At 74.2% G+C, this 17655-nt stretch carries 14 protein-coding genes and 2 pseudogenes; 9 read left to right on the top strand and 7 right to left on the bottom strand.

Annotated features, from left to right (window positions below; genetic code table 11):
* Positions 1-150: 150 nt before the first annotated feature.
* The 5 genes from ACWGJM_RS28405 (at position 151) to ACWGJM_RS28385 (ending at position 6428) form a co-directional block, all read left to right on the top strand.
* A complete protein-coding gene (locus ACWGJM_RS28405) occupies positions 151-948 on the top strand; it encodes a hypothetical protein (protein ID WP_453414561.1) in 798 nt (265 codons plus the stop codon).
* Positions 945-1487 carry a SixA phosphatase family protein gene (locus tag ACWGJM_RS28400; RefSeq protein ID WP_453414560.1) on the top strand — a complete coding sequence of 181 codons (543 nt, stop codon included), beginning with the start codon at positions 945-947 and terminating at the stop codon, positions 1485-1487. The genes ACWGJM_RS28405 and ACWGJM_RS28400 overlap by 4 nt, the downstream gene beginning before the upstream one ends.
* A gap of 47 nt (positions 1488-1534) precedes the next feature.
* Positions 1535-2161, top strand: a complete 627-nt coding sequence (locus ACWGJM_RS28395) for a YigZ family protein (protein WP_453414559.1) — start codon at positions 1535-1537, stop codon at positions 2159-2161.
* Positions 2162-2274: 113 nt separating this feature from the next.
* Positions 2275-3438, top strand: a complete 1164-nt coding sequence (locus ACWGJM_RS28390; RefSeq protein WP_453414558.1) for an exonuclease SbcCD subunit D — start codon at positions 2275-2277, stop codon at positions 3436-3438.
* Positions 3435-6428 carry an AAA family ATPase gene (locus tag ACWGJM_RS28385; RefSeq protein WP_453414557.1) on the top strand — a complete coding sequence of 998 codons (2994 nt, stop codon included), beginning with the start codon at positions 3435-3437 and terminating at the stop codon, positions 6426-6428. Before ACWGJM_RS28390 ends, ACWGJM_RS28385 begins: the two co-directional genes overlap by 4 nt.
* A 2-nt stretch (positions 6429-6430) precedes the next feature.
* Here ACWGJM_RS28385 and ACWGJM_RS28380 read toward each other — a convergent pair whose 3' ends face one another.
* A complete protein-coding gene (locus tag ACWGJM_RS28380) occupies positions 6431-6877 on the bottom strand; it encodes an Lrp/AsnC family transcriptional regulator (protein WP_453414556.1) in 447 nt (148 codons plus the stop codon).
* A gap of 93 nt (positions 6878-6970) precedes the next feature.
* Here ACWGJM_RS28380 and ACWGJM_RS28375 point away from each other — a divergent pair, with 93 nt between their 5' ends.
* Together ACWGJM_RS28375 and ACWGJM_RS28370 are read left to right on the top strand one after the other, a co-directional pair.
* The gene (locus ACWGJM_RS28375) at positions 6971-7465 is read left to right on the top strand and encodes a rhodanese-like domain-containing protein (RefSeq protein ID WP_453414555.1); all 495 of its coding nucleotides are present in this window, start codon (positions 6971-6973) and stop codon (positions 7463-7465) included.
* A gap of 11 nt (positions 7466-7476) precedes the next feature.
* Positions 7477-7992 carry an immunity 21 family protein gene (locus ACWGJM_RS28370; protein ID WP_453414554.1) on the top strand — a complete coding sequence of 172 codons (516 nt, stop codon included), beginning with the start codon at positions 7477-7479 and terminating at the stop codon, positions 7990-7992.
* Positions 7993-8026: 34 nt separating this feature from the next.
* Here ACWGJM_RS28370 and ACWGJM_RS28365 read toward each other — a convergent pair whose 3' ends face one another.
* Positions 8027-9718: a DUF885 domain-containing protein gene (locus ACWGJM_RS28365; protein ID WP_453414553.1), complete on the bottom strand. Its 1692-nt coding sequence runs from the start codon at positions 9716-9718 to the stop codon at positions 8027-8029.
* Positions 9719-9760: 42 nt separating this feature from the next.
* On the bottom strand, positions 9761-10246 hold the full coding sequence (locus ACWGJM_RS28360; RefSeq protein WP_453414552.1) for an Lrp/AsnC family transcriptional regulator: 486 nt from the start codon (positions 10244-10246) through the stop codon (positions 9761-9763).
* A 60-nt stretch (positions 10247-10306) separates the two neighbouring features.
* Here ACWGJM_RS28360 and ACWGJM_RS28355 point away from each other — a divergent pair, with 60 nt between their 5' ends.
* On the top strand, positions 10307-11512 hold the full coding sequence (locus tag ACWGJM_RS28355; RefSeq protein ID WP_453414551.1) for a trans-sulfuration enzyme family protein: 1206 nt from the start codon (positions 10307-10309) through the stop codon (positions 11510-11512).
* A gap of 63 nt (positions 11513-11575) precedes the next feature.
* On the opposite strand, the gene ACWGJM_RS28350 is transcribed toward ACWGJM_RS28355, so the two are convergent.
* The 4 genes and pseudogenes from ACWGJM_RS28350 to pdxR all read right to left on the bottom strand — a co-directional run bounded on the left by ACWGJM_RS28350 (position 11576) and on the right by pdxR (position 17220).
* Positions 11576-13018: a GNAT family N-acetyltransferase gene (locus ACWGJM_RS28350; protein ID WP_453414550.1), complete on the bottom strand. Its 1443-nt coding sequence runs from the start codon at positions 13016-13018 to the stop codon at positions 11576-11578.
* Between the two features lie 111 nt (positions 13019-13129).
* A pseudogene (locus tag ACWGJM_RS28345) lies at positions 13130-13926 on the bottom strand (DUF6493 family protein); the annotation flags it as partial.
* A gap of 87 nt (positions 13927-14013) precedes the next feature.
* Positions 14014-15597: an alkaline phosphatase D family protein gene (locus tag ACWGJM_RS28340; RefSeq protein ID WP_453414549.1), complete on the bottom strand. Its 1584-nt coding sequence runs from the start codon at positions 15595-15597 to the stop codon at positions 14014-14016.
* Between the two features lie 192 nt (positions 15598-15789).
* A complete protein-coding gene (gene pdxR, locus ACWGJM_RS28335; RefSeq protein WP_453414548.1) occupies positions 15790-17220 on the bottom strand; it encodes a MocR-like pyridoxine biosynthesis transcription factor PdxR in 1431 nt (476 codons plus the stop codon).
* On the opposite strand from pdxR, the pseudogene ACWGJM_RS28330 reads away from it, so the two are divergent.
* A pseudogene (locus ACWGJM_RS28330) lies at positions 17211-17624 on the top strand (EamA family transporter); the annotation flags it as partial. The gene pdxR and the pseudogene ACWGJM_RS28330 overlap by 10 nt on opposite strands.
* Positions 17625-17655 lie beyond the last annotated feature (31 nt).

Genomic DNA, 17655 nt, shown 5'->3' with positions numbered 1-17655 from the left:
TGTGTCCTCGGCGGAAACGGCGGCCGCCGGGCGGTGATTCCCGCCGGAACTGTCCAAAAGACCCACCCGGGTGCCCGGTATACCCGCCACAATGTCCCGGATCGCGGCCAAGTGACTGCATACGACCGTCCGTCCGCCTACGCTCGGGCCGTGCTCCGCATCATCGACTCCCGCACCGGTGAGCCCGTCGAGGCCGCTCCCGCCCGGCGGGGCCTGACCCGGGTCCAGGCGCACGCCTCGGGCCTCGACGCCTCGGCCCTGCGCGTGCTGCTGGTCGCCGACGTCCTCGTCCGCGCCCTGGAACTCGGCGGCAACCCCGTCTGGGCCATCCTCACCGGGGCCCGACAGCAGGCGGAACTCCGCGCGGCCGCCACCACCCTGGGCGTCCGCCCCTTCGAGGACGGCCAGGACCTCGCGGCGGGGCTGGGCGAGGCGCAGGTCATCCATGTGGCGGAGTGGCGGGGAACGCCGAGCGGAGGGGCCCCGACCGGCGGGGCCTCGGCCGACGGGGCCGTCCTGGTCGGGGTCGCTCCGGTGACCGGGCCGGGGCGCGGAACCGGGCCCGCCGCGCGGACGGCACCCGGGGGCGCCGCCCTGGAGGGCGTCTCCGATCCCGCCGTCCTGCGCCTGGCCCTGCTCGCCGCGCCCCACGGCGCGTCCCTGCGGCTCGACGCGGACGCCCTCGACGAGGCGGGCCGCAGCCTCGCGCGCTGGCGGCGGGCCGTCGCCGTCTGGGCCCGAAAACCGTCGCGACCGGTCCCCGAGGAGGTACGCGGGCGGCTGCGCACCGCCTGGGAGAACGATCTGGACGTACCCGGAGTACTGCGCGTGCTGCGCTGGGTGGAGGTCGAGCCGGGCCTGCCGGACGGCGCCCGCTTCGAGACGTACGCCTACGCCGACCGGCTCCTCGGCCTCGACCTCGTGCGCGACATCGGGAGCCTCGCGTGACGGCCCGCGCGGGTGCCGGCCCGCTGCGCCGTCTGATCGTCCTGCGGCACGCCAAGTCCGCCTGGCCGCCGGACGTCCCCGACCACGACCGCCCGCTGGCACCGCGCGGCCGCCGCGACGCGCCCGCCGCCGGACGTGCCCTCGCGGCGGCCGACCCGCTGCCCGACCTCGCCCTGTGCTCCACCGCCGTACGCGCCCGCCAGACCTGGGAACTGGCCTCGGCCCAGTGGGGCACCCCGCCCCCGGTCCGGTTCGACCCACGGCTGTACGCGGCCGACGTGCCGGACCTGCTTCAGGCCGTCCGCGAGGTGCCGTCCGAGGTCGCCACCCTGCTCCTCGTCGGACACAACCCCGGCCTGGAGGACCTGGTGCTCGAACTGGCCGGGGAAGGCCTGGACGACGCCCTGGACCGGGTCCGCACGAAGTTCCCGACCTCGGCCATCGCGGACCTCACCTGGTACGGCCCGTCCTGGCGGGACCTGACGCCCGGCACGGCGCTGCTGACCTCGCTGGCGGTGCCCCGGGGCCGGAAGAGCTAGAACCTCCTGACGCGGGACGTCCGCGCGGCTGCGCATAGGCTGGCCGGATGCAGGACGAGTACCGCACAGTGGCCCGCGCGGGCGTGCACGAGACCGAGGTCAACCGCTCCCGCTTCCTGTGCGCGCTCGCCCCGGCGGCCACCGAGCAGGAGGCCCAGGACTTCGTCGCCGCGGTCCGCAAGCAGCACGCGGACGCCACGCACAACTGCTGGGCGTACGTCATCGGCGCCGACGCCTCCGTCCAGAAGGCCAGCGACGACGGCGAACCGGGTGGCACGGCCGGCGTGCCCATGCTCCAGATGCTGCTGCGCCGCGACATGCGGTACGTCGTCGCCGTCGTCACCCGCTACTACGGCGGGGTCAAACTGGGCGCGGGCGGCCTCATCCGGGCTTACGGCGGTGCGGTCGGCGAAGCCCTGGACGCGGTCGGCACCCGCACCCGGCGCCGCTTCCGGCTGGCCACGCTCACCGTCGACCACCAGCGCGCCGGCAAGGTGCAGAACGATCTGCACACGACCGGACGCGAGGTGCGGGACGTGCGCTACGGGGAGGCGGTCACCATCGAGATCGGCCTGCCGGACGCCGACGTGGACGCCTTCCGCGCCTGGCTGGCCGACGCCACGGCGGGGACGGCCGCGTTCGAACTGGGCGGGGAGGCCTACGGGGACGCGTAACGGACATTTCAGTCTGAATGCCAGCCGATGCGGACGGAATTCGACGTCCGTGGTGGATCAGTGGCCGACAGGCGTTAGCGTGGTGGCTGCTGACGACGAGCCGGAGTGTTTTCTTGAGAGTGCTGCACACCTCCGACTGGCATCTCGGCCGAGCCTTTCACCGGGTGAACATGCTCACCGCCCAGGCCGAGTTCATCGGTCATCTCGTCACCACCGTGCGGGAGCGCGACGTGGACGCGGTCGTCGTGTCGGGCGACGTCTACGACCGGGCGGTGCCCCCGCTCGCCGCGGTCGAGCTGTTCGACGACGCCCTGCACCGGCTGGCCGAACTGGGCGTGCCCACGGTGATGATCTCCGGCAACCACGACTCGGCCCGCCGGCTCGGCGTGGGCGCCGGCCTCATCGGGCGCGCGGGCATCCACCTGCGGACCGAGCCGTCCGCCTGCGGGACGCCCGTCGTACTGGCCGACGCCTTCGGGGACGTCGCCTTCTACGGACTGCCGTACCTCGAACCCGCCCTGGTCAAGGACGAGTTCGCGGTGCAGAGGGCGGGCCACGAGGCCGTCCTGGCCGCCGCCGTGGAACGGGTCCGCGCCGACCTCGCCGCCCGGGCGCCCGGCACCCGTTCCGTCGTCCTCGCGCACGCCTTCGTCACCGGCGGCGAGGCCAGCGACAGCGAGCGGGACATCACCGTGGGCGGGGTGGCCGCCGTACCGGCCGGGGTCTTCGACGGTGTCGACTACGTGGCGCTGGGTCACCTGCACGGCTGCCAGACCATCACCGAGCGCGTGCGCTACTCGGGCTCCCCGCTGGCGTACTCCTTCTCGGAGACCGACCACCGCAAGAGCATGTGGCTCGTCGACCTGGCCGCCGACGGCTCGGTCACCGCCGAGCGTGTCGACTGCCCCGTGCCGCGCCCGCTGGCCCGCATCCGCGGCGGCCTGGAGGACCTGCTCGCCGACCCCGCACTGGCCCGGCACGAGGACGCCTGGGTCGAGGCCACCCTCACCGACCCGGTCCGCCCCGCCGACCCCATGGCCCGCCTCACCGAGCGGTTCCCGCACACCCTCAGCCTCGTCTTCGCCCCCGACCGCGCCCCCGACGACCCCGCCGTCTCCTACGCCCGGCGCCTCGCGGGCCGCAGCGACCAGCAGATCGCCGAGGACTTCGTCGCCCATGTGCGCGGTGCCGGGCCCGACGAGCACGAACAGACCGTGCTGCGCGAGGCGTTCGACGCCGTGCGCGCCGACGACGCGGTGCGGGAGGTGGCCCGGTGAGGCTGCACCGGCTCGACATCACCGCCTTCGGGCCGTTCGGCGGGTCCCAGACGGTCGACTTCGACGCGTTGTCCGCCGCGGGGCTGTTCCTGCTGCACGGCCCCACCGGCGCGGGCAAGACCTCCGTCCTGGACGCCGTGTGCTACGCGCTGTACGGGGCCGTGCCCGGCGCCCGGCAGGGCAATCAGGGCATGAACCTGCGCAGCGATCACGCCGAGGCGGGCACCCGCACCGAGGTCTGCCTCGAACTCACCGTCGCCGGACGGCGCTTGCGGATCACCCGGCAGCCGCCATGGGAACGCCCCAAGCTGCGCGGCAAGGGAATGACGGTCGACAAGGCCCAGACCTGGCTGCGCGAGTACGACGCCACGGCCGGCGCCTGGAAGGACCTCAGCCGCTCCCACCAGGAGGTCGGCAACGAGGTCGAGCAGCTGCTCGGCATGAGCCGCGAGCAGTTCTGCCAGGTCGTCCTGCTGCCCCAGGGCGACTTCGCCCGCTTCCTGCGCGCCGACGCCGAGGCCCGCGGCAGGCTGCTCGGCCGTCTCTTCGACACCCGGCACTTCGCCGAGGTCGAGAAACGCCTGGCCGAGCGCAGGAAGGCGACCGAGGCCCGGGTGCGGGAGGGGGACGCCGCGCTGCTGGCCGACGCGCACCGCATGCAGCAGGAGGCCGGCGACGCCATGGAGCTGCCGGAGCTGGCCCCCGGCGAACCGGGCCTCGCCGAGGCCGTCCTGGGCGCCGCCGCCGTGGCCCGCAGCACCGCCCGCGAACGGCTCACCCTCGCCCACTGCCGCCTCACCGCCGCCGAGTCCGCGCAGGCCGCCGCCGACCGTACGCTGACCGACGTACGCGAACTGGCGCGGTTGCAGGGCCGGTTCACCGAGGCACGGCAGCGCGCCGTACGCCTGGAGGAGCGGGCCGGCGCCCATCGCGAGGCGCAGCAGCGGATGGAGCGGGCGCGGAAGGCGGAGGCCGTGGCGCCGGCACTGGAACTGCGGGAGGCGGCCGAGGCCGGACACCGCGGGGCGGCCGCCGCCGAGGCACGCGCGCGTGCGCTGCTGCCGGAGACCTTCACGGGCGCCGGCGCGACAGGGCTCGCGACCGCCGCCCGCCGCGCCGCCGAGGAACTGGGCGGCCTGGAGTCCGCGCGCCGGGCCGAGCGGCGGCTCGCCGAAGCCGTCGAGGAGCGCGGCCGCCTGGACCGGCAGGACCGGGACGACGAGGACGTCCTGCGCGAAGCCGAGGGCTGGCTCGCCGACTGGGACACCACCCGCGCGGGGCTCCAGGCCCGTATCGACTCCGCCCAGGTGGCCGCGACCCGCGCCGAACAACTCGCCGTACAGCGCGAACCCGCGCGCCGGCGGCTGGAGGCGGCGCGACTGCGGGACGAGCTGGGCCGGGACACCGACGAGGCGCGGCGCAAGGCCCTCGCCTCCGAGAACCGGGCCCTTGAAGCGCGGGCGCACTGGCTCGACCTCAAGGAAGAGCGACTGAACGGCATCGCCGCCGAACTGGCCGCCGGCCTCTCCGACGGAGAGCCCTGCGCCGTCTGCGGGGCCACCGAACACCCGGCGCCCGCACGGAAGTTCGCGGGGCATGTCGACCGCGAGGCGGAAGAGCGCGCCCTTGCCGCCTACCAGCAGGCCGACGAACAGCGCGCCGACGACGAACGGCGCCTCAGCGTCGTACGGGAGGCACTGGCCGCCGCCACCGCCGAGGCCGGCGACACCCCCACCGCTCAACTGGCCGCCCAGGCCGACGAGCTGGAGCAGGAGTACACGCGGGCCCGACGGGCCGCCTCCGACCTGCACGCGGCGCACGAGGAGCTGCGGCTGGCGGAGCAGGAGCGTGAACGCCGTCTGGCCGACCGGCAGCAGGCCAAGGTCCGCGCCGCCGAACACCTCACCCGGCGCGAGGCCCTCGACCGCGAGAAGGCCACTCTGGAGCGGGAACTGACCGAGGCCCGGGGCGGCGCCGACAGCGTGGCCGCCCGGGCCGCCCAGCTGGAGCGGCGGGCCGCGTTGCTCACCGACGCCGCCGACACCGCGCGCGCCGCCGAGGACGCCGCCGAGCGCCTCAAGGACGCCGACGCCCGGCTCGCCGACGCCGCCTACCGCGCCGGCTTCGACACCCCGCAGGCCGCGGCCGCCGCGCTGCTCGACGACGCGGCCCACCGGGAGCTGCAACACCGCCTGGACGCCTGGCAGTCCGAGGAGACCGCCGTACGGGCCGTGCTGGCGGAAACCGACACGGCGGCCGCCGCCCAGCAGCCGCCCGCCGATCCCACGGCGGCGGAAGAGACCGCGCGGCGGGCCGCCCGGCGGCTGCGCGAGGCCGCCTCCGCGTGCGACGCCGCCGCCCGCTGCTGCGCCGAGCTGGACCGGCTCTCCGCCCGCGCGGCCGACGGCGTGCGACGGCTGGCGCCGCTGCGCGAGGAGTACGAGCGGGTGGCCCGGCTGGCCGCCCTCACCGCGGGTACCTCCGCCGACAACGAACGCAGGATGCGCCTGGAGTCGTACGTGCTCGCGGCCCGTCTGGAACAGGTCGCCGCCGCCGCGACCGTACGCCTTCAGCGGATGTCCTCCGGCCGCTACACCCTCGTGCACTCCGCCGACCGCAGCGGACGCGGCCGCAGCGGGCTCGGCCTGCACGTCGTCGACGCCTGGACCGGCCGCGAGCGGGACACGGCGACGCTGTCCGGCGGCGAGACGTTCTTCGCCTCCCTCGCGCTCGCCCTCGGCCTCGCGGACGTCGTCACCGACGAGGCCGGCGGGGTACGGCTGGACACGCTCTTCATCGACGAGGGCTTCGGCAGCCTCGACGACCAGACCCTCGACGAGGTCCTCGACGTCCTCGACTCGCTGAGGGAGCGCGACCGCAGCGTCGGCATCGTCAGCCACGTCGCCGACCTGCGCCGCAGGATCCACGCGCAGTTGGAGGTCGTCAAGGGCAGAACGGGATCGGCGCTCCGGCAGCGTGGCGTCCGATGAGGTCAGCGCCCGAGCGGACGCCGGGGCAGCGGTGAGGAGTACACGACGCTGGTGGTCACCGAGCCCAGCGCGCCGATCCGCCCCGAGATCTCTTCCAGATGGGACATGGACCGCGCGGCGACCTTGATGACGAAGCAGTCGTCGCCCGTGACGTGGTGGGCCTCCAGGATCTCCGGCGTCGCGGCGACCAGGTCGTGGAACGGCTTGTAGTTGGCGTTCGGATACCTCAGCCGCACGAACGCCAGGATCGACAGGCCGAGACGCTCGGGGTCGACGACGGCCGCGTACCCCTGGATGACGCCCGCCTCCTCCAGCCGGCGCACCCGCTCGGTGACCGCGCTCGGTGACATGGAGACGGCGCGCGCCAGCTCCGCATAGCCGGCGCGTCCGTCCCGCTGGAGGATCTCGAGGATGCGCCAGTCGGTGGCGTCCGGGGAATACACGGTCATCCCGCATGAATAGCAGGGGAAACCCCGGCCGATCAACGGCAGGCCCGTGGAACCTCACTTCAGGAAGCGGGCCACCGGCCATAGATTTCAACCATGACCACCATGAATGCCATGACCACCAACACCGCCGTGAGCCCCGTCCTCCGCGTCGCCCCGGCCGCCCCGGCCACCGCCGCCGCCCACTTCCGCGCGAGCCTCGCCTTCCACGCCGACGTCTCCGACGTGGCCGCCGCGCTCGCCGCCGACGGCGACCCCGGTTTCGTCGTCCTCGACTCCCGCTCCACCGAGTCCTGGGACCAGGGCCACATCCCCGGCGCCGTCCACCTCCCCACCGCGCTCATCCCCGAGCAGGCCGGGCAACTCCTCGACCGATCCGTGCCGGTGGTGACGTACTGCTGGGGCCCCGGCTGCAACGGCGCCACCCGCGCCGCACTCGCCCTCGCCGAACTCGGCTACCAGGTCAAGGAGATGCTCGGCGGCTTCGAGTACTGGGTGCGCGAGGGCTTCGAGTTCGAGACCTGGCAGGGCCGCGAGCGCCGGGCCGCGGACCCGCTGACCGCGCCGGTGGCGGGGGACTGCGGCTGCTAGGTTCTGTGCCCATGGCGCGATACGCGGATCCAGGCACGGTGGAGTGGGTCGAATCGGGCGGCGGCCCGCTGGTGGCGGTCCCGGAGGCGGTGCTGCCGTTCTGGGCGGGCGCCGACGGCGAGGACCTGGCCACGGACTACGACCGGGCCTGCGAGGTCGACGGGTACGTCGGTCTGCTCCCGGTCGGCGACAGCGCGGCCCTGGTCCTCGGCGACGAACCGGCGTCCACCTCCTTCCTCCCCGACCACGGCACCTTCGTCCGCTGGTGCGCCGCGGGCTCCGAGGACGAACTGCTGGCCGGTGTGCCCGCCGCCCTCGACACGGCCGTCTGGGAGCACGAGGTCCGCTGGGACGTGCCCGGCCCGGTCCTCCTCTTCGACTCGGCATGGCCGGGCACGGAGACGGACCGGACCGAACACCTGCGGGTCCCGCTGGACGCCGGCCGGTACGCCGTCCGCGCCACCTACGCCAAGCCCGGCCCCGAGACCTGGCTGGGGCTGGTGCAGTTGCGGCGACTCATGACGTGACAGGGGCGCCCGCGCCGTCGCGGCCCCGTGAGGGTCAGAGCCGGGACACCTCGTCCAGCAGGTCGTCGAGGCCCAGCGAGCCCTGGGAGAGGGCCGCCATGTGCCAGGCCTTGAGGTCGAAGGCGTCGCCGTGCCGCTCGCGGGCGTTGTCCCGGCCCCGCAGCCAGGCCCGTTCGCCCAGCTTGTAGCCGATCGCCTGGCCGGGAATGGTCAGGTAGCGGGTCAGCTCACTCTCCACGAAGTCCGCCGGGCGGCTGCTGTGCCGCAGGAAGAACTCCTGGGCCAGCTCCGGCGTCCACCGCTCACCGGGGTGGAACGGCGAGTCCGCCGGGATCTCCAGCTCCAGGTGCATGCCGATGTCCACGATGACCCGCGCGGCCCGCATCATCTGCGCGTCGAGGTAACCCAGCCGCTCCTCGGGACCGGAGAGGTAGCCGAGCTCGTCCATCAGCCGTTCCGCGTACAGCGCCCAGCCCTCCGCGTTGGCGCTGACCCCGCCCACCGAGGCCTGGTAAAGGGAGAGGTCCTCGGCCACGTGCGCCCACTGGGCGAGCTGGAGGTGGTGGCCCGGGACACCCTCGTGGTACCAGGTCGAGACCAGGTCGTACACCGGGAACCGGGTCCGGCCCATCGTCGGCAGCCAGGTGCGGCCCGGGCGCGTGAAGTCCTGCGACGGGGCCGTGTAGTACGGGGCCGCCGCACCGCCGGGCGGCGCGATGTGGGCCTCCACCTTCCGCACCCGCTCGGCGAGTTCGAAGTGGGTACCGTCCAGCTCCTCGATCGCGCGGTCCATCAGGGCCTGCAACCAGTCGCGGACCTCGTCGACGCCTTCGATGTGCCGGCCGTGACCGTCCAGGTGCGCCAGCGCCGCCCACGGCGTCTCCGCACCGGGCAGGATCTTCTCGGCCTCCTGCCGCATCTCGCCGAGGATGCGGTGGAACTCGGTCCAGCCGTAGGCGTACGCCTCGTCCAGGTCGAGGTCGGTGCCGTTGTAGTAGCGCGCCCAGCGGGCGTAGCGCTCGCGGCCCACCGTGTTCGGGGCGCCCTCGACGGCCGGCGCGTACACGTCCCGCATCCAGTCCCGCAGCTCCACCACGGCCGCGGTCGCCGCGCGGGCGGCCTCGTCCAGCTCGGTGCGCAGCGCCTCGGGACCCGCCGCGGCGAAGTCCTCGTACCAGCCGCGGCCCTTGCCGTCCGTGTCCGACCACTCGGTGAGCTGCTCGACGAACGTGGCCGTGGGGCGCGGCGCCGCGTACAGCTTGCGTTCCAGGCCGAGGGCCAGGGACTCGCGGTAGCCCGCCAGCGCGGCCGGCACCGCGCGCAGCCGCTGGGCGATCGCCGCCCAGTCCTCCTCCGTCTGCGCCGGCGTCACGGTGAACACGTCCCGCACCGCGTGCCCGGGCGTGTGCATGTTGCCGACCTGGCGCAGGCCCTCCTCCGCTTCGTGCACCGCGAGCTCGGCGGTGAGCCGCTCGCGCAGCAGCCGTGCGCAGCGGCGCTCCCGGTCACTGTCCGCGCCGGGCCGGCGCTCGGCCTCGTCGAGCCGCGCCAGCGTGGTGCGCGCCAGCTCCGCCCGGGCCTCCTGGCCGGCGGGGGAGAAGTCCGGCAGCCTGCTCGAACTCTCCTTGACGCCGAGGTAGGTACCGATCACCGGGTCCAGGACGATGAGTTCGTCGACGTAGGCGTCGGCGACCTCGCGGGGCAACGGGCTCTTGGTCTCAGACATGCGGCCCATCCTCGTACGGACCGATGCCGGCGTCACCCCGATTCAGCTGTCGGCGTTTCCGGGTGGCAACAGCGGCCCGCAGTCCCACTGCTGGAAGATCAACCGGGTCTCCACGCGGGCCACTTCGCGCCGTGACGTGAACTCGTCCAGGACCAGCCGCTGCAGATCCGCCATGTCCGCGACCGTGACATGCACCAGATAGTCGTCCGGCCCCGTCAGATGGAACACCGTCCGGGACTCCGGCAGCGCCCGGATGCGCTCCACGAAGGGCCCCACCAGTTCCCGCCGGTGCGGCCTGACCTGCACCGACAGCAGCGCCTGAAGTCCGCGCCCGAGCTTCGCCGGGTCGAGCCGCAGCTGATGGCCGAGGATCACCCCCGACCGGCGCAGCCTGGTCACCCGGTCCAGGCAGGTCGAGGGCGCGACACCGACCTGCGCGGCGAGGTCGCGGTAGGTGGTCCGGGCGTCGTTCTGCAACAGCCGCAGCAGATGCAGATCCACCGGATCCAGTACGACGGATTCGGCCATGGCCCGAACGTAACACGGAGTACGCAACCCGAGAACCGTTCGGTGTTCACTCTTCCGCCCATGGACTCAGCGAGCATCCGCGCGCACGACGACGCGCGCACCACGTCGAGAGCACTCGCCACGGAGGCCGTGCACGCAGGCCGTGACGACCTCGCCCGGCAGGGACTGCACGCCCCGCCGATCGACCTGTCCACCACCTACCCGTCCTACGACAGCCGCGCCGAGGCCGCCCGCATCGACGCCTTCGCCACGGACGGCGCCGAGCCCGTCGGCCCGCCGGTCTACGGGCGGCTCGGCAACCCGACGGTGGCCCGGTTCGAGACCGCCCTGGCCCGGCTCGAGGGCACCGAGGCCGCGGTCGCCTTCGCCAGCGGCATGGCCGCGCTCAGCGCCGTCCTGCTCGCCCGCGGCGCGACCGGCCTGCGGCACGTCGTCGCCGTACGTCCCCTCTACGGGTGCAGTGACCACCTCCTGACCGCCGGTCTGCTCGGCACGGAGGTGACCTGGACCGACCCGGCCGGGATCACCGACGCGCTGCGCCCCGACACCGGGTTGGTGATGGTCGAGTCACCGGCCAACCCCACCCTCGCCGAGCTCGACCTGCGCGCCATCGCCCACGCCTGCGGAAGCGTGCCACTGCTGGCCGACAACACCTTCGCCACGCCCGTGCTGCAACGCCCGGCCGAGCAGGGCGCCCGGCTGGTGCTGCACAGCGCCACCAAGTACCTCGGCGGGCACGGCGACGTGCTGGCGGGCGTGGTGGCCTGCGACGAAGAATTCGCGCGGCGGCTGAGGCAGGTGCGGTTCGCCACCGGCGGCGTCCTGCACCCGCTGGCCGGCTACCTGCTGCTGAGGGGGCTGTCGACCCTGCCCGTGCGGGTGCGGGCCGCCTCCGCGAACGCCGACGAGCTGGCCCGCCGCCTCAGGGCCGATCCGCGTGTGGCCCGGGTCCGATACCCGCGCATCGGCGGCGCGATGATCGCGTTCGAGGTGCACGGCGACCCGCACGAGGTCATCGCGCGGGTACGGCTGATCACGCCCGCCGTGAGCCTGGGCAGCGTCGACACCCTCATCCAGCACCCGGCGTCCATCAGCCACCGCATCGTCGACGCCGAGGACCGGCGGGGCGCCGGCGTCGGCGACCGGCTGCTGCGGCTGTCGGTGGGGCTGGAGGACGTCGAGGACCTGTGGGCGGACCTGGACCGGGCCCTCGGAGTGCGGGCGGGGTGTCCGGCTGAGGCGGGACACCGTCAGGCGGTGGGCTGAGCCGCGCACCGATGCGCGGCCCGGCGGGACGGGCCGTGCCTCGGTGCACGGGGCGGCCGGACGTCAGTCCCGGGAGGTCCGCCCGCCGGACGGCCGCTGTACGGCCTCGCCGTCGTAGGGCAGGCGCGAGACGACCGGGGTGGCGTCCAGACGGGCGGTGATGACGAGCGTGCCCTCCTCGACCTGGTAGTCGAGGGGGAGGCCCAGTCCGCGCATCGCGGCGACCATGCCGGTGTTGGAGGCCTGCGTCACCGCGTACACGCTCGCGCAGCCTGCCTCGACGGCCATCGCCACCAGCCGGCCGAGCAGTTCGGCGCCGACGCCGCGCCGCTGCCACTCGTCCTCGATGAGCAGCGCGACCTCCGTCTCGTCGCCGTCCCACAGCAGGTGACCGAGGCCGACGACGCGGCCGGGCGTGGTCTGCACGGCCAGCGTCCGCCCGAAGCGGGGGCTGAGCAGGTGCTTGAGGTAGCGGTCGGCGTCACCGACCGGGCCGTGGTACCGCATGCCGAGGGTCCGGGCCGAGCAGCGCTCGTGCATCGCCTTCGCCGTCTTCAGGTCGCGGGTGTCGGCCCGGCGCACGGTGATGGCGTTGCCCTCGGGCAGCGTCAGCACGTCCTGGCTGTGCGGGATGCGCGGACCGAGCCGGGCGTCCAGTTCCACCAGCGCCCGCGCCCGGGCGAACTCCGTCGGCGTGAACGGCAGATACGGCCGCTCCACCGTGATCACTCCGCCTTCCGGCGCCCGCAACCGCATGACGGTCTCCTCGAGTACCCCCTCGACCGGTACGGCCTCCGGGCCGCGCCCACCCCCGACCGGGGTGGCCGGCAGTGAACGGATGGTGCACCGGCCCAGCAACTGTCGCAGCGCAAGCGGCAGTTCCGCCGCGTCCAGTGCGGTGCGGGCCGCGAGGCCGAGTACCCGGGTCGGCGCGTCCACCAGGTCGTGCGCGTCCGCCCGCTCGATCCAGGTGCTCATGCCCCCGGCCCGCGAGACCGCCCGGCTGATCTCGGCCGCCGCGAGCTCGCCGGGGCCCCGCAGCAGGAACTCGTCCACGGTGCCCTCGGCCAGCGGATGCGTCTGGAGGCTCAGGATGTCGACCCGCTGTCCGGCCAGCGCCGTGCACAGCCGGGCCAGCGAACCCGGCTCGTCCTTCACCGTCGTCCGCATCCGCCACAGCGTGCTCGCCCCGGCCACGTCCTCGGGTGTCGCCGCGGGCTCGGCGGACGGCCCGGCCTGCCGCACTACGGCGGACGGCCGGGCACCGGTATCACCGGTCGGCGGTGCGTGCCCGTGGCGCCGTGCCCACCAGGTGTGGAACCCCGCGGTCGCGGCCAGCGCGATCGCCGAGATCACCAGCAGCACCGGGCCGTCCGGTCCGTGCCCGATCAGGTTGGCCACTCCGTCCGCCACCGCGACGGCCGTGAACAGGGCGGCGAGTTCGACGAGGTCCCGCCGCCAGTGGTGCACCGGACGTCCGTCCTTCGCACGCGTCACATCAGACATGTCTCGAGTCATGCAGCCACTGTGAAGGAACGGTGTTGCGTGATCACGAACGCTTTGTGACTGATGGGTAAAGCATGCTTCTGTCCTTTTTATTGCTCTTTCTATGACTCCTCATGCGGCTGCCTCCGTCACCAGCGCTCCGCGCAGCCGGCGCGCCTCACCGATCAGCCGCGACGAGCCTGGCCGGGCGGCGATCCGGTCGAGGTGGGGCACGGGTCGCAGGCTCCCGTCCGCTCGGCGCAGTCGGCGGCCACGGCCAGCAGGTCCCCGAGCCCGCGGGCCGGCAGAGCCCCCGCCGGGCCCGATGTCGCCAGGTCGGCGAGCAGCACGGGCAGGGCGTGGCGGAGTGTGGACCAGATCGTCGCGTTCGCCCCCGTGGCCGCCGCCGAACGCGCCGACTCGGCCAGCCGCACCGGCTTCACCGCCCCGCGCCGCATCAACTGCCCGAGGTCCGCGCCGAGCCGAGCCGGGTCGAGCTGCCCGCGCGCGGCGAGCACCAGCAACGCGTCCACGGCGGCGAGCCGGTCCTCCGCATGCCGCGCGCCCAGCCCGTACGCCAGGCACAGGTGCACGCTCTCACCCGCCTCGCCGCCGGACTCGGCGAGCGGGGGGCAGTGGGAGCAGTACCAGCGCTCACCGAAGGCGGTCACCGGTCGGCCCAGCGGGCGGAACTCCGCGGGGAAGCCGACCTGGAGCTCGTGGAGTTCCCCGAACTCCACGAGTATGCGCGCCCCTGAGGTCCGCCGTCCGGCCGAGGGCAGGAGGGCTCCCTCGGCGGCCAGCCAGTCGGAGAGCCTCGCCCTCTCGGCCGTGCCGAGCGCCGCCGCCCGCTGTGCCGCCGAAGCGGCCGCCGCACGGTCCGCCCGCCGCACCCGGAGCAGCGCCTGCGCGAAGTCGGCCGCCGAGAGGTCCAGGTGGCGATTTGGGGCCGGGAAAGCGCGCCGCGCACCGGGGGATGACTCCGGTGCGCGGCACAGGGTAAGAGCGTACGGGAGTTACTGGCCGACCCGGCCCGGCCGCAGCACCTGCGTGAACAGGACGGTGCCGTCGTACTCGCGCAGCCGGACCGTCAGCTCGCCGCTGTCGCCGTCGATGTCGACCTCGCCGAAGAACTGGTAGCCCTCGGCCGGTGACACGTTCGAGGCGGTCGGCGCCTTGACGAACACCCGGTCGGGGCCGAACGTGCCGTCGAGCGCGTTGGCCGGGAAGGCGCCGGCGTTGAGCGGGCCGGAGACGAACTCCCAGAACGGCTCGAAGTCCTTGAACGCGGCCCGCGACGGGTCGTAGTGCTGGGCCGAGGTGTGGTGGACGTCGGCGGTCAGCCACAGCGTGCCGGTGATCCGCCGGTGCTTGATGAACCGCAGCAGCTCGGCGATCTGGAGCTCGCGGCCGAGCGGCGCGCCCGGGTCGCCCTGCGCGACGGCCTCGAAGTTCGCCCTGCCCTCGACCGGGTCGGGCACGACCAGGCCGAGCGGCATGTCCGCGGCGATGACCTTCCACACCGCACGCGACCGGCCGAGCTCGCGCTTGAGCCACTCCAGCTGCTCACGGCCGAGGATGCCCTGCGGGTCGGTGGTCTGGTTGTCGGGCGAGTTGGCGTTGCGGTACGTGCGCATGTCGAGCACGAACACGTCGAGGAGCGGACCGTGATGGTGGACACGGTAGATCCGGCCGTCCGGGCGTCCGCTGATCGTGGAGATCGGGAAGTACTCGGAGAAGGCCTGCCGCGAGCGCAGCGCCAGGTCGTCGAGCTTCGTGCCGGCCGGGTAGGGGGTGCCGGTGCCGATGACCTCGCCCGGGTACCAGTTGTTGCGGACCTCGTGGTCGTCCCACTGGATGACGTTCGGCACCTGCGCGTTGAACCGGCGCAGCGCCGTGTCCAGCAGGTTGTAGCGGAAGTTGCCGCGGAAGTCGTCCAGCGTGACTGCGACGTGGGACTTCTCGTCGGTCGTGATGTTGCGGTACAGGCTGCCGTCGGGCAGGGCCTGCGTCGCCGAGATCACGCCGTCGGCGTAGATGTTGTCGCCGCTGCACAGGAAGAAGTCCGGGTCCACCTTCGCCATGGCGTCGAAGATCCGGTAGCCGCCGATCGACTCGTTGATGCCCCAGCCCTGTCCGGCCAGATCCCCGGACCAGACGAAGCGCACGCCCTGGCGCCGCCGGGCGGGGGCGGTGCGGAAGGTGCCCGCCACCGGTGCGCCGGTGCGCCGCGGGTCGTCCGGGTCGGCGAGCAGCACGCGGTAGTGGATCTGCTCGCCGGACGGCAGTCCGCGCAGCCGGGTGGTGCCGGTGAAGTCGGTGTCGGCGCCGAGCAGCGGGCCGTGCCATCTGTGGGGGTTGCGGAAGGACTCGGTGGCCGACGTCTCGACGATCATGCGGGCCGGCCGGTCCGAGCGCACCCACACCAGACCGGAGTCGGAGGTCACGTCGCCCGCCTGCACGCCCCAGTCCGCCTCGGGCCGCCCGGACAGGGCGAAGGCCGGTGCCGCGCCGATGGCGGTGGGCAGGGTCAGGGCCGCCGACGCGGCGAGGGAGCCGCGCAGGACGCTGCGGCGGCCGGGGAAGGGTCGGTGGGACATGCGGGGCCTCCAGGACGGGATCCGGCCAGTGTGCAGAGCCACAACTACTGGGGCGCCGCAGCGCGCACGGAAACCGCAAGTGAACAACTGGCCGTCGGCGGAGGAGAACCGGCGTGCGATTCCAGAACCCGTTCTCTGCGTCGGCCCGTCGGCCCGTCGGCCCGTCGTCCCGTCGTCCCGTGGCCCAGGCCGTCAGCCGGCCAGGGCCTCCGCCATCAGCTTCACGCCTTCGCGGATCCGTGCCGGTGACAGGTGGGCGTACCCGAGGACCAGCCGCACCCCGCGGTCGTCGGCACGCGCGTGCGTGCAGGCGCTCAGCGGACGCACCACGACACCGGCCGCGGCGAGCCGCCCGGTGAAGACCTCCTCCGGCCCGTACCCCTCGGGCAGTTCGGCGATGGCGTGCAGGCCCGCGGCGATCCCGGAGACCCGTGCGTCCGGGAAGTGCTCCGCCAGCGCGGCGACCAGGACGTTCCGCCGCTCGCGGTAGACGCGCTGGCAGCGGCGCAGCTGGCGGTCGTAGTCGCCGCGTTCCAGGAAGCGGGTGAACAGCGCCTGGTCGAGGACGGGGTGGCCCAGATCCATGGTCCGTTTGCGTTCCACCAGCTCGTCGGCCAGCCACTGGGGCACCAGCAGCCAGCCCAGCCGCAGGCCGGGAGCGAGGGACTTGCTGACCGAACCCGCGTAGACCACCCGGTCGGGATCGAGGCCCTGGAGGGCGCCCACGGGAGCGCGGTCGTAGCGGAAGTCGCCGTCGTAGTCGTCCTCCAGGACGACACCGTCCACGGACCGTGCCCAGTCGAGCAGTTCGGCACGGCGCCGGGCGGAGTAGGCGATTCCGGTGGGGAACTGGTGGGCCGGTGTCGTCGTCACGGCCCGTACGCCCGAGGCGCGCAGCGGACCGACCGCGAGGCCCTCGGTGTCCAGAGGCAGTGGCACGGTGTCCAGGCCGGCCGAGGCGTACAGGGCGACGTGCTGCGGGCTGCCCGGGTCCTCCACGCCGATCGAGCGCATCCCGCGCGCGTGGAGCGCGGCGCCGAGCAGGGCGGTGGCCTGGGCGACACCGGAGACCACCACGATCCGCTCCGGGTCGGCGACCACGCCCCGGCGGCGGGCCAGCAACTCGGCGAGAGCCGTGCGCAGGCGCGGCAGCCCACGCGGGTCGGGATAGCCGAGGTCGTGGTGCGGCAGCTCGGCCAGGACGGCGCGCTGCGCGGCGGCCCAGGCGGCGCGCGGGAACAACGACAGATCCGGCGTCCCGGGGACGAAGTCCGTACGCCCGCCCGGGGAGCGCGGCGCCAGGTCACGCGCGCGGGGCGCGGCGGCCCGCACGGCCTCGCCCACCCAGGTCCCGGCGCCCCTGCCGCTGCGCAGATAGCCCTCGGCGGTCAACTGCTCGTACGCCTCCGTCACCAGCCCCCGCGACACGCCGAGGTCGGCGGCGAGGTCCCGGCTGGACGGCAGCCGCGTGCCCGCCGTCAGGCGGCCCGAGCGGATCGCCTCGCGCAGCGCCGCCTGGAGCGAGCGGCCACGCGCGCGTGCCGGCGCCGAGGCGGCCGGGAGCAGCAGCTCCCACGCGGCGGAGCCTACGAGCCCGCCCGGATTGGTCCCCGATGTCGTCATGGCACTGGACCTTAAACCGGACCGCACGACTTCCTAGCGTCGCCGTCATGAATGCCACCACCACCCGCGGCGCCCTCCTCGCCGCGCTCGCCTGCGTCCTCGTCGGCGGCTCCTTCACCGCCAACAGCGTCCTCGGCGACTACCCCTACGCAGGCGGCCAGTTCCTCCGCTACGCCCTGGCCTGCCTGCTGCTCCTCCCGCTCACCGGCCGGGGCGGACGCGCACCGCTGCGCGGGCTCGCGCCCCGTCAATGGGCCCGCCTGGCGCTCCTCGCGGCGGTCGGCATGGTCGGGTTCAACCTCGCCGTCATCGCCGCCGAGCGCAGTGCGGAACCAGCGGTCCCGGGGGTCTTCGTGGGCTGCGCGCCCGTGGTGGTGGCGGTCGTCGTGCCGATCACCGACGGGCGCCGTCCTCAGCGAGCCGTTCTGCACGGGG

The sequence above is a fragment of the Streptomyces sp. NPDC054834 genome (genome assembly GCF_053611185.1).
The sequence above is the reverse complement of the archived record's forward strand: the minus strand, read 5'-3'. Positions and strand labels throughout refer to the sequence as shown.